This is a genomic window from Streptosporangium becharense (genome assembly GCF_014204985.1).
Taxonomy (GTDB): Bacteria; Actinomycetota; Actinomycetes; order Streptosporangiales; family Streptosporangiaceae; genus Streptosporangium; species Streptosporangium becharense.
The window spans coordinates 7,013,587-7,029,162 of record NZ_JACHMP010000001.1; the positions used below are offsets into that span (position 1 = coordinate 7,013,587).

Annotated in this window: 13 protein-coding genes; 5 read left to right on the forward strand and 8 right to left on the reverse strand. The window is 71.8% G+C overall.

Going from position 1 to position 15,576, the window contains the following annotated elements:
- The first annotated feature begins 423 nt into the window (after window positions 1-423).
- Both F4562_RS30440 and F4562_RS30445 read left to right on the forward strand, forming a co-directional pair.
- Window positions 424-1,368: a LysR family transcriptional regulator gene (locus F4562_RS30440; protein ID WP_221206547.1), complete on the forward strand. Its 945-nt coding sequence runs from the start codon at window positions 424-426 to the stop codon at window positions 1,366-1,368.
- Between the two features lie 149 nt (window positions 1,369-1,517).
- Window positions 1,518-3,125: a penicillin-binding transpeptidase domain-containing protein gene (locus F4562_RS30445; protein WP_184540006.1), complete on the forward strand. Its 1,608-nt coding sequence runs from the start codon at window positions 1,518-1,520 to the stop codon at window positions 3,123-3,125.
- A gap of 5 nt (window positions 3,126-3,130) precedes the next feature.
- Here the strand turns inward: F4562_RS30445 and F4562_RS30450 are convergent, their stop codons facing one another.
- From F4562_RS30450 to F4562_RS30460, 3 genes are all read right to left on the reverse strand, one after another.
- On the reverse strand, window positions 3,131-4,336 hold the full coding sequence (locus F4562_RS30450; protein ID WP_184540008.1) for an NAD(P)/FAD-dependent oxidoreductase: 1,206 nt from the start codon (window positions 4,334-4,336) through the stop codon (window positions 3,131-3,133).
- Window positions 4,337-4,551: 215 nt separating this feature from the next.
- Window positions 4,552-5,130: a hypothetical protein gene (locus F4562_RS30455; RefSeq protein ID WP_184540010.1), complete on the reverse strand. Its 579-nt coding sequence runs from the start codon at window positions 5,128-5,130 to the stop codon at window positions 4,552-4,554.
- A gap of 179 nt (window positions 5,131-5,309) precedes the next feature.
- Entirely contained in the window at window positions 5,310-6,596 is a 1,287-nt protein-coding gene (locus F4562_RS30460) for a chymotrypsin family serine protease (RefSeq protein WP_184540012.1), read from the reverse strand.
- A 666-nt stretch (window positions 6,597-7,262) separates the two neighbouring features.
- On the opposite strand from F4562_RS30460, the gene F4562_RS30465 reads away from it, so the two are divergent.
- Both F4562_RS30465 and F4562_RS30470 read left to right on the forward strand, forming a co-directional pair.
- Window positions 7,263-8,159 carry an SDR family NAD(P)-dependent oxidoreductase gene (locus tag F4562_RS30465; RefSeq protein WP_184540014.1) on the forward strand — a complete coding sequence of 299 codons (897 nt, stop codon included), beginning with the start codon at window positions 7,263-7,265 and terminating at the stop codon, window positions 8,157-8,159.
- Between the two features lie 46 nt (window positions 8,160-8,205).
- Window positions 8,206-9,021, forward strand: a complete 816-nt coding sequence (locus tag F4562_RS30470) for a PIG-L family deacetylase (protein ID WP_184540016.1) — start codon at window positions 8,206-8,208, stop codon at window positions 9,019-9,021.
- 100 nt (window positions 9,022-9,121) lie between these two features.
- Here F4562_RS30470 and F4562_RS30475 read toward each other — a convergent pair whose 3' ends face one another.
- From F4562_RS30475 to F4562_RS30495, 5 genes are all read right to left on the reverse strand, one after another.
- A complete protein-coding gene (locus F4562_RS30475) occupies window positions 9,122-9,979 on the reverse strand; it encodes an ACT domain-containing protein (RefSeq protein WP_184540018.1) in 858 nt (285 codons plus the stop codon).
- A gap of 161 nt (window positions 9,980-10,140) precedes the next feature.
- Window positions 10,141-11,109, reverse strand: coding sequence for a carbohydrate ABC transporter permease (locus F4562_RS30480; RefSeq protein WP_221206548.1), 969 nt, complete (start codon window positions 11,107-11,109; stop codon window positions 10,141-10,143).
- Between the two features lie 4 nt (window positions 11,110-11,113).
- The gene (locus tag F4562_RS35455; RefSeq protein WP_221206549.1) at window positions 11,114-12,049 is read right to left on the reverse strand and encodes a carbohydrate ABC transporter permease; all 936 of its coding nucleotides are present in this window, start codon (window positions 12,047-12,049) and stop codon (window positions 11,114-11,116) included.
- Entirely contained in the window at window positions 12,046-13,422 is a 1,377-nt protein-coding gene (locus tag F4562_RS30490; RefSeq protein WP_184540020.1) for an ABC transporter substrate-binding protein, read from the reverse strand. Before F4562_RS30490 ends, F4562_RS35455 begins: the two co-directional genes overlap by 4 nt.
- A 24-nt stretch (window positions 13,423-13,446) precedes the next feature.
- Window positions 13,447-14,559 (reverse strand): enolase C-terminal domain-like protein, encoded by a 1,113-nt coding sequence (locus F4562_RS30495; RefSeq protein WP_184540022.1) that lies wholly within the window; start codon window positions 14,557-14,559, stop codon window positions 13,447-13,449.
- 117 nt (window positions 14,560-14,676) lie between these two features.
- Between F4562_RS30495 and F4562_RS30500 the strand changes: the two genes are divergently transcribed.
- Complete coding sequence (locus F4562_RS30500) at window positions 14,677-15,435, forward strand: FadR/GntR family transcriptional regulator (RefSeq protein ID WP_184540024.1); 759 nt, start codon at window positions 14,677-14,679, stop codon at window positions 15,433-15,435.
- Window positions 15,436-15,576: the final 141 nt, after the last annotated feature.

A 15,576-nucleotide genomic window follows, 5' to 3' on the forward strand; every position in this document is an offset into this window, starting at 1 on the left:
CCCGCAACCGAGGTTAGACATTTCGCCTGTACGGGGGCGGGGACGGAATCATCCGTCCAGCAGGGCCGCCATCGGGGGCGGGCGGACGAGATCCGGGCACGGCGCCTCGCCGGGTGACGGCCGGATTCGACGATGCGAGGCGATCGCGATGCCCGGACACTGAGTCCGATCGCCGAGCCGGGGGAGCCCGGCGAGGCGAGGGCCGTGCCGAGGGCCGTGCCGAGGGCCGTGCCGAGGGCCGAGGCGGGCGACGGCCCTCCCGGCCGGACTCTGGCCCGCCGTCTCGACCGTGCCCGGGGCGAAGCCGCCGGAAGGACGCGGAGGAGTTCCCGCCGCAGTGTCGCCGACACTGTTGCCATCACCGTTCCGTCGTGGTGACAATCTGAAAAACCGATATTCGCATGACCGATATTCATTCATCAGATGGGCGACGTGGTGCGGCTGGACAGTCTGGATCTCAATCTCCTCAACGCCCTGCACGCGTTGCTGCAGGAGCGCAACGTCACCCGCGCCGGACGACGGATCGGGCTCAGTCAGCCCGCCATGAGCGGCTGCCTGAGCAGACTCCGCCGCCACTTCGGCGACGACCTGATGATCAGGGTCGGCGGCGGCTACGAACTGACCCCGCTGGGCGTCTCCCTGGTCGACCCGGCCGCGCTGGCCGTACGCGTGGTGCAGCGGGTCTTCTCCGCCAGGCCGGAGTTCGACCCGGCGTCCTTCGAGCACGAGTTCACCGTCGCCACCTCCGACCACGCGCTCACCGTCCTGGGTGAGGCGCTCACCCGGACGTTGCGGGCCCAGGCGCCCCGGGTCCGGATCCGCTTCGTCCAGATCACTCCCGCGCTCGTCGACGACGCCGACACCGCGCTGCGTTCGGTGGACGGTCTGCTCATGCCGCACGGCTTCATCTCGGCCTACCCCGCCGTCGACGTCTACACCGACCGGTGGGTGGTCATCGCCGACCGGGACAACCCCGCCCTCCGGGAGGGCCTGACCACCGAGCACCTGCACTCCCTGCCCTGGGCGGCGGCCTCCCGCGGCCCGGCCGCCGTCGCCTCGGCAGCCCGTCGACCCCACATGCCCGGCGTCGAACCGAGGGCGGAGGTCGTCGTGGAGAACTTCCCAGCGCTGCCGTTCCTGGTCGCCGGCACCGACCGGGTCGCGCTGATCCAGGAGCGTCTGGCGAACCGCCTGCGCGGAGTCGCCGATTTCCGGATCCTGCCGTGTCCCGGTGAGGTCGCCCCCCTGCGGGAGGCGTTCTGGTACCACCCGGTGCGCCAGGCCGACGCCGCGCACCTGTGGTTGAGGGAGACCTTCGCGAGGGTGGGTGCCGGGCTGCCCCCGCTCGGCCCCGCCGAACCGTCCTGAAACACGGCCGGATACCAAATCGGTGAAGGAAAAGCCCCATATTCACTCGATGTCAGATGATTGAGTGAAAAGCCTGGTTCATCGCTGCACGGCGCCTTTACGATCTTTTCTCTGACGGGTACCCGGGGAGCACCAGGGGAGTGGACGCGATGCGCAGCCGGCGGTTCCTCGTGCTGATCGCCGTTGCGGTCGCGATCGCCGCGTTCGGCGTGTACGCGGTGCTGATGGCACCGGGCAGCGTGGGCGCCGCCCCCTCACCCCGGCCGGGCGGCTCGGCCGGGCAGGTCGTGGAGCTCTCCCCCGTCCCGGACCCCACCCCCAGCCCCGTCTTCGACCCCACGCCCACCCCGGCCCCGCCGGACGGTCCCGAGCAGGTCGCGGCCAGATACTTCGACGCGTGGCGGGCCGGTGACCTCACCACCATGGCCGGTCTGGTCGCGGGCCCCCCGGCCGACTTCGCCGAGCGGCACCGCCGCTTCGACACCGAACTGCAGGTCTCCTCGCTCTCCCTGACCCCCGGGCAGCCGCACCGGGAGGGCGACACGGCCGAGGTCCCCTTCTCCGGGGTACGCGAGGTCGCCGGGCTGGGTGCGTGGGAGTTCTCGTCCGTCCTGCGCCTGGCTCCGCAGAACGGCACCTGGCAGGTGCTCTGGTCGGCCGAGACGCTCCACCCCTCGCTCAGGGACGGGGTGAGCCTGCGCCTGCGCGAGACCCGGGCCCGACGGCCGGCCACGCTCACCCGTGAGGGGACGCCGTTCCCCCGCGAGAGCAGGGCCGGCGACTACTACACCGGCCTGACCGGCACGGCGATCGACCTCGCCGTGGTGGAGGAGCCCGGCGGACGGGTGCTGCTGGCCTCGCCCGCCCGGCCGCCGGAGGGCACCCGGACCACGATCTCCCGGCCGGTGCAGGCCGCCGCCGCCCGCGCCTTGGACGGGGTCGGGCGGCCCGCCGCGATCGTGGCCGTGGACATCCCGACCGGGCAGGTGCGCGCGGTGGCGGACACGCTGGGTGGTGGGCGGCGGGCGTTCACCGGCCTCTACCCGCCGGGTTCGACGTTCAAGGCGGTGACCGCCGCGGCGCTGCTGCGCGCCGGGCTGACCCCCGACTCGCCCGTGCCCTGCCCGGCGTCCTACACCGCCCCCAACGCCAAGCCCTTCACCAACGACCACGGCGCCGACCACGGCACCGTGCCTCTCACCCGGGCTTTCGCGCTCTCCTGCAACACCAGCTTCGTGCAGCAGGCCCACGAGCGGCTCCGCGACGGCCGGTTGCGCGCCGAGGCCGCCGACCGTTTCGGTTTCCGTGAGAAGCCCGGTGAGAGCACCTGCCGGATCGGGCAGGCCGCCACCCCCGACGAACTGGGCTCCGACGCCATCGGGCAGAACTCGGTGCTGGCCAGTCCGCTGTGCATGGCGGAGGTCGCCGCCGCGGTCGCGAGCGGAACCTGGAGACCCGCGATCATGACCGAGGCGCCACCCGTCGACGCGCCGCCCGCGGTGCCGCTGGAGGAGAACGTGGCCGCCGGCCTGCGGACGATGATGGGTGCGGTGGTCACCCAGGGGACGGCGGCACAGGCCGGACTCCCGGAGGGGACCGCCGGGAAGACCGGCACCGCCGAGGTCGCGGGTAAGGAGTCCCACGCCTGGTTCATCGGCTATCGCGGCGATCTCGCCTTCGCGGTGCTCGTCGAGAACGGGGGCGGCGGCGGCGCCGTGGCGGCTCCCGTCGCCGCCAGGTTCCTCAAGGCGCTGTAGGCGCCTCACCCGGCGCGGTTCCGCCGCACCAGCCGGTCCGGCCCCAGGTCCGCGACGTCCACCGGAGGCGCCGTCCCCGCCACCAGGCAGCCGAGCGTCTCCGCCCACAGCGGTGCGAGGGTGAAGGCGCGGGTGCCGCCCGCGACGAGGAACCCGGGCATGCCCGGCACCTCGCCGATCACCGGCATCCCGTCCGGTGTGGCCGCCAGCGGCCCCGCCCACACCCGCAGCAGCCGCAGGTCCCGGATGAACGGCAGCATCCGCACGGCGAGCGCCATGTCGCCCACCAGGCCGTCCACCGCGGGCTCGCTCCGCCCGGCGAGGTTCACGGCTCCGGCCGACCGGCCGCCGACCAGCAGGTTGCCCGCGGCGGCCTGCTTGACCGACAGGCCAGCGCCGGCGTGCCGTACCAGGGGTCGCAGCGTGGCGGGAGCGCGTACGGTGGCGTGCATCTGGAGCGTCACCGGGGTCAATCGCAGCCCGACCCCGGTCAGCGCGGCGACCTCACCCAGCCACGGCCCGGCCGCGTCGACGACGACCGGTGCCTCCAGGGTCCGTCCGCCCGCTTCGACGCGCCACGTTCCGCCGGTCCGGGTGATCCGCTCGACCGGTGTGAACGGCACCAGTTCGGCCCCGTGCCGCGCCGCGTCGGCGAGGTAGGCGGGGGTGACCTTCAGCGGGTTGGCGTAACCGTCGGAGGGGCACCAGGTCGCCGCCGCGACGGCCGGCCCCAGCAGCGGCAGCGCCGAGCGCGCGGCGTCACCGTCCAGGACCTCCGTCTCGACGCCGGCTGCGATCTCCCTGCCGTGCTTGTCATGCAGTTCCCGGACCTGCCCCTCGGTCTCGGCGACGGTGAAGCCGCCGCAGCGGCGCAACTCGACGGAGGCGCCCAGGTCGTCCTCGACGGTCTCCCACAGCGCGCTCGCGGCCCGTTGCAGCGGCAGGAGTCGCGCGCCGTCCGGCGGCGCGGTCTCCCCGGGACGGCGGATGCGGGTGACCTGCACGTGCAGGTCACCCGCGATGGTGCCCGACCCCTCCCGGCCCGGGGCACCGCGCTCCAGCACGACCACCCGGTGCCCGTCGCGCGCCAGCCTGCTCGCCGTCGCGGCGCCCAGCACCCCGGCTCCGACGATCACCACGTCGGCGGTCCTGGTGAGGGGGGTGGGGGCGACGGGCCGGTGGCCGTGCCGGGTGACGTCGTCGCGCTCCATGCTTCCTCGGTCGGTGTCGCGGTACTGCCCCGGTTCCGCGGGATCGGTCGCACAAGGTCGTCGTACGGATCCGTCGCCGGGCCGTCGCCGAGGTCGCCCGGCGCCGACCATACCGGACGGTGACCGCGCCGACCCGGCGGGGGAGGCGGAGGGCGGGGAGGCGGGGCCGGCCGGGTGGGGGAGTGGAGGTCAGCCGGACGGGGTGGGAGCGGGGATCAGCCGGACGGGGTGAGAAGCGTGGGGTTCTCCCCGAAGACGCGCAACGGCGCCCGCCCGTACCGTTCCGGCAGTTCCACGGTCGCCTTCGCGACCTCCCGGGTGCCGACCTCGACGGCGGTGCCGTCCGGGCGGGCGGCGACCGAGGTGATGGTGATCCCCTGGCGCCGCCAATGGTCGGCGTCGCCCCGGACTCGTTCGGCGAGCGCGTTCAGCTCCCGGGCCGAGTGCGGCGCGTCGCGCAGTCGCAAGGGGACGCCGGTGAACCTCCCGCGGAGTGCGGCGTCCAGTTCGGCGGACGCGCGGCGGTAGACGACCACCGCGGGGGCCGCGGTGTCGAGGACGACGCCCGCGTAGTGTCCGGGGTAGTCCCGCCGCAGGTAGTCGTCGATCCGCGTCGCCGCCGCGTCGAGTTCCGCGTGGCCGTACCGCGGGGAGCCGCCGCCCGGACTGGGGTCGGGGCCGTCGGCACCCGCCCGGCCGGGGGCTGCGCACGCGGCCACGGCGGTGAGGAGGCAGTAGAGGAGGGCCGCGGTGAGAACGGTGACCGCGCGGCTCGTGCGATGGTTCGAATCCATGGTTTCCTCCAGCCGGCAGAGACGAGGCTTGCCAACACACCTGAAACGGATCCGGTCGGGGAACCGTTCAGCCACGTGTGGGGGTTCGTGCCCGGAAAAGGGCGTGAGAAGAGGCTCGAAAAGGGGGAGGCCGGTGCGTGCGCACCGGCCTCCCTGGGGTTATCGGTCAGGTCCGGGCGTCAGCCCAGGACGATGGAGATGCCGGGGAAGGCCGCCACCGCGTTGCTCCACGGGGCGTAGTACATCCGCCACGCGCAGGTCCGGCCGCTGGTGACGTAGCCGGTGCACGGCACCGCGGTGCTCGTGTCGATGGCGCTGTTCACACCCGCCGCGTACACCTGGGTGGTGTTGGCGGAGTTGACGACCTCGACCGGGCCACCGCTGTCACCCTGCCCGACGGCGTTGGTGTGCGCGACCTGCTCGGCCCGGACGGTGCCGGTGATCCAGTATCCGACCCAGATGCTCACGCCGGTCTGCTTGACCTGGACGTTGCAGTTGGTGCCGGAGTAGGCGCCGGAGGTGCACACCCACATGCCGACGTAGCTGCCGCTGGTGCCGATCACCGGGTTGCTGAACTCGGCGCTGGTGTTGCCGATGGCGTTGTTGAAGACCCGGCCGCCGGAGCGAGCGTTGATCAGCAGCACGTCCCGGCCGTCGTTGTCCTGGGAGATGGGACCCATGACCTCGCCGGTCGGGTCGGTGGCCGTGTTGCCCACCGAGCCGCAGTGACCGGCGGAGAGCATCTTGGTCACGCCCCCGTGCCAGACGGCGAAGCCGGTGGAGCAGCCGCCGCCGCTGCTGGCGTTACGCCAGGCCGCCCCGCCCCACCAGGGGGCGGAGTCGTTCCAGCGTGTCATCAGCTTCGGAGTGACGCCGACCTCGACGGTGATCGGAACCGTCGAGTCGACGGCCGCGGCACGGGCCGCGGAGCGGACGGCGCTCGCGTTCGGGCCGGTCACGGTCAGACCGGTTCCGTCCGGGTGAGGCGCGACCGAGGTGATGGCACCACCGGCTCTCCGGGTGATCCGGGCGGCCTCGTTCGCCAGTTGGCGCGCGGAGTGCCGGGCCGGCATGACCCTGACGTTCGCCTCGTCGCGGAGCTCACTGGCGAGGGTGGCGACCGCCTGGGGGGCGTTCCCCTTCCAGTACACGCGCACCTCGCGGTTCTCCGGCGCGACGACGATGCCGGCGTAGCCGTTGGCGCCCTGCGCCTGGGCCGTCGCCGCGACGCGGTCGGCGGCGCTGACCAGCCGCTCCTGGGTGGCCAGGAGCTCCTGCCACGAGGCGAAGCCTCCGGGCACCGGGCCGTCCTGCTTGATGGCCTGGGTCCGGGTGTCCTTGTCGGGGTCCTGTGCGGTGGCGGCCTGCGCGCCGCCCATCGCCGCGGCGACCAGGGTGGCTCCCAGGGTCACCGCGAGACGGCGGGTGAGCCGGCTGGGCTTTTGAGTGCTCGGGGGGATTTTCACTGGATTTCCTCCATGAGGGTGTTGGTGTGCGGAATCCGGTATCTCATTAAGCCCCAGGCAAATCAACGTCTTGACATTTTATGTAAATAAGATTGCCTCCATTAAATGTTATATATGCAATAAAGTACGATTTGAGGAGATGGATAGCGGCTCCGAGGTGCGGCGATGAGCCGGATTCGCTTTCCCGTAGGGGGAGGTGGACCTTCCTCGGGACTCTTCCGGGAGAGGCGGGGTGGGCCTGTGTCCACTTTCGGCCAAGGTGGTTTGAGAATAACTGTGAGTAGATTTAAATGGCTTCACCTGCTTTTCGGGGGGAGGGCCAGAATTTCAAGGGGTTTATGGATTAATGGTGAGGCGGTGAGATGTGGGGGCCTCGGGATGCGTCTCCGGCGCCTTTCCGTCCGGCCCTTCGGGGTCGTCCGGCCTCGTCCGGGGAGTCCGGGGTTGTCCGGGCTCGTCCGGCTCTTCGGGATCGTCCGGGCTGCCGGGGTCGTCCGAGGTGTCCGGATCCTCCGGCCTCCGCCGGTGGGCCACGTGATCATGGGTGTGGGTGGTCCGGGGCGAAGGCGTCGGCATCGGTCGCCGTCCTCCCGGCGGGGTGTTCCGGTGACAAGAACTGGAGATTCGCTCTAGAGGGGCGCTCCAGTTTTCCCTACACTTCCGGCCATGGACAGTGCGCAGACAGGCCGGTCGGTTCCCGCCCCGACGGCCGTGGTGACGGGCGGCGGCCGGGGCATCGGGTACGCCGTCGCCGCGGAACTGCTGCGGAACGGGTGCGAGGTGGTGCTGGTCGCACGTGACGGGCAGCGGGGTGAGGCCGCGCGGAGCGCGCTCGCCGCCTCGGCGGGGACGCGCGTGCGCCTGGTCGTCGGCGACCTGTCCAGCGTCCGGACGGTGCGCGCGACCGCGCAGGCGCTCCGTGACAGCTGTCCCCGCATCGACGTGCTCGTCCACAACGCCGGTCTGTGGCCGAGCCGCCGAGTCCTCAACGAGGACGGGCTGGAGCAGGCGTTCGCCACCAACCACCTCGCGCCGTTCCTGCTCAACCACGAGCTGGAGCCGCTGCTGACGGCCTCCGCCGCGCGGGTCGTGCAGGTCAGCGCCGGGCTCTACGTCAAGGGGCGGGTCGACCCCGAGCGCACGCCCACCGGGCTCGACTTCCATCCGGTGCGCACCTACGCCGACACCAAGCTGTGCAACCTGCTGCTGGTGCCGCGGTTCGCCGAGCGCTGGCAGGGCACCGGGGTGACCGTCAACGCCGTGCACCCCGGTGTGATCCGCACCGGGCTGGGAGACCGCGGCGGCCCACTGGGCTACCTGCTCAAGGCCGTGAAACTGCTGTGGAAGAGCCCGGAGGTCGGTGCCGGGCCCGTGGTCAGGCTGGCACTGGCCGACGAGGTCGCCGGGGTGACCGGACGCTACTTCGAGCTGGATCAGGAACGGCCACCGGCGCCGGTCGCCACCGACGCCGTGCTCGCCGGACGGCTCTGGACGCAGGCCCTGGAGCTCACCGGTCTGGAACAGACGCCGCCGGCCCGCTCCGACGCCGGTGGGCCGCCGTAGAGTGGCCGGGGGCGTGTGGCCCCTCGTACGGAGGAACCGGAGATCCATGGTTGACGAACTGACGCTGATGGCCGTGCACGCCCATCCCGACGACGAGGTGATCGGGACGGGCGGGATCCTCGCCCGATACGCGGACGAGGGCATCCGGACCGTCCTGGTCACCTGCACGAACGGTGAGCAGGGCGACGGCCCCGGCGGCGTGAAGCCAGGGGAGGAAGGCCACGACGAGGCCGACGTGAGCGCGCGGCGGCTGGAGGAGCTCCGCGAGTCCGTGGCCCACCTGGGGATCCACCACCTGGAGCTGCTCGGGCACCGCGACTCGGGAATGGTCGGCTGGGCCGCCAACCAGGCGCCGGACGCCTTCGCGAACGTCCCCGTCGAGCAGTCGGCCGCCCGGCTGGCCGCGCTGATGGAGCGCTACCGGCCGCAGGTGGTCGTCACCTACGACGAGAACGGCGGGTACGGCCACCCGGACCACATCCAGGCCCACCGGATCACCGTCGCGGCGGCCGAGCTGAGCGGGGTGCCCGCCAAGCTCTACTACACGGCCGTGCCCCGCGAGCGGATCGCCGAGCTGTTCGACTTCCTCCGGTCCAGCGGCGCCGCCCCCGAAGACCTGGAGCTCCCGCCGGACTTCGGTGTGCCGGAGGAGCAGATCACCGCCGTCGTCGACGTGACACCCCATGTGGAGCGCAAGGTCAAGGCGCTGGAGGCGCACGCGAGCCAGGGCGAGAACATCTTCCTGCTGCGCATGCCCGCCGACGCCCAGCACCGGGTGTTCGCCCAGGAGGCGTTCATCCGCCACTTCAGCCGCGTCCCCGCCGCCGACCGGGAGGACGACCTTTTCGACGGTCTGCGGTGACGCCGCCTGATGCCCGGGGTTCCCGGTGGCCTCCGGTGGCCCGTCCGTCCCGTCCCGGATGACCGGAACGCGGTGGTGAACGCGGCCGTCCGTCCGCTGTTCAGCCGCCGGCCGCGTATCGGCGGTGCCTGGCGGTGGCGGCCAGCGCCGCGGCCCTGGCCGCGTCCAGCGGGGTGAACGGCAGGGCGGGGCGCCTGACCAGCAGGGTGCGCTCGGCGTGGACGGAGACCACCATGGTCGTGTTCAGGGTGCCGTCGTCGTCGACCGTGTCGCCCGGACGCCGCCACTCGACGTCCGGAGTGCGCAGCAGCTCCGACATGGCCTGGGGCAGCTGGTCGGGATCGTCGGCGACGCGGTGGGCGAGAACCAGGGCCTGGACGCCGGGGTCGACGAGGTCCTTGATCTGGGCCGGTACGACGATGATGTCGGCGCCGCCGGCACCGTCCACCGCGGATCGGAGATCCGCGGCGGTCAGCTCCGCGGGCGCCTCGATCACGAACTCGTCGAGAGCGTCGCAGCCCGCGGGTGAGATGGCGGTGCCGCCGGTCGCCGCGATCTGCAGGGCGAGGACGTTGCACCGCAGGCGGGCGAAGGCACCGGCCAGCTCGGCCAGGCGGCCCGGCCGGTCCACCACGCGGGTGCGGATACGCCACAGGGTCATGTTCCGGTGCTCCTCCACGTCGGCGGCGCCGTTCTCCCGGGACGTCGCCGCCCGGCGCGGGTGGTGCCCGCGCCGGGCGGCGAGCCGCTTGTGGACGGCGGCGCCGCAGATGAGCGCCACCCCCAGCCCGACCAGCACCACCGGCCCCGGGTCGTCGTGCCCGAGCAGGGTGGCGAGCAGGTGGGCGAGGCCGACCGCGACGAACAGGGCGGCGAGCTCGGCCACGTCGTGCTTCCAGGAGGCGGAGGTGCGGGGACGTGGAGGGCGTGCGGGGACCGTGTCATGTGCATCGCTCATGCGGGCAGCCTGGCCGCCCGTTGTTTCACGGTCACGATCGGGGCGATACGGCGCCATTAAACCGTGTTAACGTCCGGCCTCTCTCCGTCCGGTCCCTTCCCGGTCGCCTCTTTCCACTCGGCCCCTCTCCGTCCGGCCCTCTCCGTCCGGGGCGTGGAGGTTCAGTTCTTGGTCGCCCCGGCCAGCATGCCGGAGACCAGGGCCCGCTGGGAGAACAGGAAGACCAGCAGCACGGGGATGACGGTGACGATCGTCGCCAGCGCCAGTTCGGGCCGCATGATCTGGTTCCCCACGCCGCTGGAGGTGTTGAACACGGCCGAGGAGGTGAGCAGGTTGTTCAGCCCCACCTGGACCGGGTACTGCGCGCTGTCGGGGAGCATCACGAACGGCAGGAAGAAGTTGTTCCAGTTGCCGACGAAGCTGAAGAAGGCCACCAGCGCCACGATCGGCCTGGACAGCGGCAGCGCGATGCTCGTGAAGACCCGCCACTCCGAGCAGCCGTCGAGGCGGGCCGCCGACAGCAGATCCTGGGGGATGGTGGAGGAGAAGTAGATGTAGGTGAGGTACACGCCGAAGGGGAAGAACGAGAACGGCAGGATGACCGACCAGATCGTCCCCGCCAGGCCGACGGCCTCCATCTCCAGGTAGAGCGGGAGGACCAGCGCCACGTTCGGCATGATCATCACCAGTAGCGTGGTGGTCAGCAGCAGCCGCCGCCCGGCGAACCGGGTGAGGGCCAGGCCGTACCCCGCCGGGATGCTCGTCACCAGTGTGATGAGCAGCGCGCCGAACGCGTACACCGCCGAGTTCTCCAGCCAGCTGACGATCACACCGTCCTGGAAGGAGTAGAGGTTGCGCCAGGCGGTGACGACGCCGTCCAGGGACCCGAAGGAGAACGGGTCGTCCCGGATGATCTGGCCGTCGGTCTTGGTGGGGGCCAGGAGCAACCACACCACGGGCAGCGCGAAGAAGACCAGGAACGCCCCGGTGACCAGCGTCCACAGCAGCCGGGCCGCGGCGGCGCGGGTACGGAGGCCGGTGCTCGCGCCGCCGCGCCGGCGGGGTGCCGCGGGCGACGGCCCCGTCGCGGCCGGACGGGTGGAGCCCGCGGGTGAGTCCACGATGTGCACGGTTTCAGTCCCTCTCGAAGAGCCCCGCGCGGAAGACCACGACCGACGCGCAGGCCAGGCCCACCACCATCAGGTTGACGGCGAGCGCGGCGGCTCCGTGGAAGTCGCCGGCCTGGAAGGCGTACAGGTAGGAGAGCTGGTTCGGCGACCAGCTGTCGGAGATCATCCCCCAGCTCACGGTGGAGACCAGTTGCGGCTCGACGAAGAGCTGCGTCCCGGCGGCGAATGCGAGGATGAGCATGTAGGCGATCCATTTGCGGAGCAGGGGGAGCTGGATGCGCAGCGCGGTCTGCACGACGCCCGCCCCGTCGATGCGCGCCGCTTCCAGGACCTCGTCCGGGATGTTGTTGAGCGCGGCGTACATGATCACGATCCAGCCGCCGGCGCCGGTCCAGAAGGCGATGACCGTGAACAGCGCGGGCAGGTGGTCCGGGGCGATCACCTGGGCCAGGGTCTCCCAGCCGAAGGCGCGCAGCAGCCATCCGGCGGGGCTGGCGGCCGGGTCCAGCATGATCAGCCAGAGCAGGACGCTCGCCACCCCGGCCAGCGCACCCGGGATGTAGTACAGGAACCGCAGGGCGGCGCTGGTCCTGCGCATCCGGCCGTGCAGCATCAGGGCGAGCCCGACGACGAGCCCCATGAGCGTCCCCAGCCAGATGACCAGGTAGAGCAGCACGTGGCCGAACGCGGACAGGAACCGGTAGTCGGCGAAGGTCCGGATGAAGTTGCCGAGCCCGACGAGCTGCCCCCGGGAGTTGGAGATCGACAGCCACACGGCGTAGACCGTGGGCAGCACCCCGAAGGCGAGCAGCAGGACGACGTACCCGCTGACGAAGACGGCGCCCATCCGGCGCGACGGGTCACCCGCGCGGTGTGCGGGGCCGTCCGTCCCCCGGGCGCCGGAGCGGTGCCCGGGGGCGGATGCCGGAAGGGTCGTCACGGAGATTCCACCGTGTAGCCGAGCGAGGCGGCCTTGTTCTTGATGGCCGTCTCCCAGGTCTCCAGGACCGAAGTGATCGTCTTGCCCTCGTTGAGCGCGGGCACGACGGTCGAGGCGTAGATCGCCTCCTGGCTGTACTGGGTCGCCGACCAGCCGGGCCAGACCAGCCCGGCGGCCTCGGTGAACACGGCGGAGACGTCCTCGGCGAAGTAGCCGCTCTCCTTCTGCTTCTCCAGCCAGGCGGTCGCCGCCTGCTTGAAGGCCGGGTAGGTGCCGGCGGTGGCCTGGTAGTCGTTCGAGGTCGTCACCCAGGTGACGAGGTCGGCCGCGGCCTTGAGGTTCTTGCTGTGGGAGCTGATGAACCACACCCCGCCGCCGACGTTGCCCGTGTAGTTCGTCGGCTCGGCGGAGAACTTCAGGGGCGAGGCCGCGGCGATCTGCTTGTCGGGCGTCTTGAAGGTGGAGGCGAACAGGACCTGCCCGTACCAGGACGGGCCGGGCAGCATCAGGATCTTGTCCGCCTTTTCCTTGATGAAGCCGGCGCCGAACACGCTCTCCTTGGAGATCGAACCGGTGGCGATCAGACTGTCGACCAGGGTGGCCATCCGGGTGCACTTGTCGCCGCCGAGGTCGACGGTGACCTTCTTGGGGGCGGTCAGCGTGCTGGCGGGGCACTGGCTGGCCCAGAAGTACACCTCCGGGGCCCACGGGTCGCCGGCCGTGCCGACCAGGTAACCGGGGTGCTCCTTGGCGACCTTCTCGCCGAGTGCCCGGTACTCCTCCCAGGTGGTGGGCACCTCGTAGCCGAAGTCGGCCATGAGCTTCTTGTTGTACCAGAGCACGTTCTGCGCCAGGTCGTTGCGCACGCAGTAGACGTCACCGCCGACCGTGCACGGGTCGAGCGCGCCGGTGGCGAAACCGTCGAGGACGGACTTGTCGATCACTCCGCGGTTCACCGGAGCGGCGTACGGCTGCCTGCCCTGGGCGCCGCCCGCCGAGGCCCACGCCACGTCACCGAAGGTGGTGCTGAAGGCGACGTCGGGCCATCCGGAGCCGGTGCGGTCGAACAGCTGCACCTTGGTCTGGAGGTCGTTGGCCCCGTTCGCGTTCCCGCTGTAGGTGACGATCTTGATCTTCGCATCGGGATGGGCCTTCTGGTACTGCTCGACCGCGGGGACCCGGGTGGCGTCCGCCCAGACGAGGATCTCACCGCCGGTCTCCTGGGGCGCCGGGGTGAACGCCGCGGCGGCTCTGGGCTCCGCCGCTCCCGCGCCGGGGTCGGCGCTGCCGCAGGCCGCCGCGGCGAGGGCGGCGCAGGCGAGGACCGCGGTCAGGGCGGCCCGCCGGGTCCGCTTCGAATCGTTGGTGCTCATTGGTGACCTCTCTGAGGGGTCCGGCTAGGCTTTCGGCGCCGCCGAGTCCCGGTCGACGTACTGCTGGAGGACGGAGGGGTAGTCGAGACCGGCGGGGAGTGCCACGCCGGGTCCCGTCGGAGCGTGGACGAACCCCCTGTCGTCGATTCCGCTCTCCCGGGTGATCGGATTGCCGAACACCAGCGACTCGTAGTAGGTGGTGTTGGAGATCGCCATGCAGAGGTGCCGGTTGGGGATCTCCGGGCCGTGCACCTCCGCCCGCAGCCGGTAGGCGTCGGCCAGGTGGGCCGTGCGCATGGAACCGGTGAAGCCTCCCCGGAGCTGGGTGCCGGCCCGGACGCCGAAGGTCGCGGCGCCGGCGTGGATGAAGTCCGCCGAGTTCATGTGCGCGCCGTCGGAGGTCTCGGCGACCAGCAGCGGCACGGTCACCGCGTCGGCGAGGCGCTTGTAGGCGGTGACGCTGAACTCCCGCATGGGCTCCTCGTACCAGAGGTAGCCGGCGTCGGAGAGCGCGTGCCCGAGGTGGACGGCGTCGGGCAGGTCGAAGCCGGCCGATCCGTCGAACATCAGCGGGACGTCGTCGCCCACGTGCTCGCGCAGCGCGATCGACAGCTTGGCGTCCCTGCGGGCGTCGCCCCAGGCGTGCAGCTTGATCGCCGGGTAGCCCAGTTCGAGCGCCTGGTCGGCGATGTCGAGGTACTCCTTGATCGAGGAGTAGGTGACGGTCGACGCGTAGGCGGGGATCGAGGTGCGGTATCCGCCGAGCAGCTGCCAGACCGGCAGCCCCGCGTGCCGGCCGGCGAGGTCCCACAGCGCCACGTCCACCAGGCCGAGGAGGTAGAGCGGGAACTCCTCGGTGCGGTCCAGCTCCCACATGCGGTGCCAGAGCCACTCGCGCCGGAGGGGGTCCTGGCCGACCAGCTCCGCGCGGAGCACCCGCTCGACCAGGTCCTCCAGCAGCGGGCCGGTGCCCCGCCGCGGCGCGAGCGCCACCCCTTCGACGCCCTCGTCCGTGGCGATGCGCAACACGGCGCCTTCGCCGTCCGGCGGACTTCCGAGCAGGCCGTCACGCCACACGAAGCCGGGCTCCGTGGCGGGCTGGAAGATCCGGTAACTCTCAACATGGGTGATGCGCAAGAAACACCCCTCAATAACCGCGAAATTTCGATGTAACGTAAGTCGTCATACGTCTGCTGTCAAGGGTTCCTGGCGTACCATGGAGCGGACATCCGTGCGGAGAAGGCGGTCAGGTTGATGGCGGTTTCCCCCACCGGGGCGGGTCTGGAGTCGCTCCTGCCGGAGCGGTGGCCCAAACGCCCCAGGCGGCTGGCCTCGGTCGTGGTGAGCACACTGGTCGACCGGATCGTCGCCGGCCACTTCCCGCCGGGCACGCCGCTGCCGCCCGAGCCCGTCCTGTGCGAGACGTTCGACGTGAGCCGCACGACGATCCGTGAGGCCGTGAAGGTCCTGGAGGAGAAGGGGCTGGTGCGGGCCAGGCAGGGATCGGGCACGAGCGTGACCGATGAGGACGACTGGAACCTCCTCGACCCCATGGTGCTGTCCGCCACCGTGCGGCACGACGACGAGCTGCGGACGCTCGACCAGCTCGTCGACGTCCGGCAGGCGCTGGAGTCGCAGATGGCCGCGCAGGCCGCCCTGGCCGCGACCGACGCCGACCTGCGCGAGATCGAGGCGGTCCTGGAGCGGCTGACCGCCCAGACCCGTACCCCGGAGCTGTTCGTCGAGACCGACGTGGCCTTCCACGAGCGGGTGATGACGGCCTCGGGCAACCGGCTCGGCCGGGCCGTCGTCCGCACCGTGCACGCCGAGGCGCGCACCAGCCTCCGCTACACCGGGCACCCCCGGCCCGAAGACTGTGAGCTGTCCAACGCCGGCCACGCCGAGGTGTACCGCTGTCTGCTCGCCCGCGACCCCGACGGGGCGGCGAGCGCCATGTCCACGCACATCCTGGAGGCCTGGCGGCGCCGTCGCCCGGCGCCGCGCTCCTCCTGACCCGCGCGGAAGCTCATACGAGCGTCCCGCGTGGCCGCCCGCGCGGAAGCCTCCGCGTGAAGGCCGCGCACAGGCCCCCGCGTGGCCGTCCGTGTGAAGGTCGCCCGCGCACAGGCCCCCGCGTGGACGCCTCCGATCGGG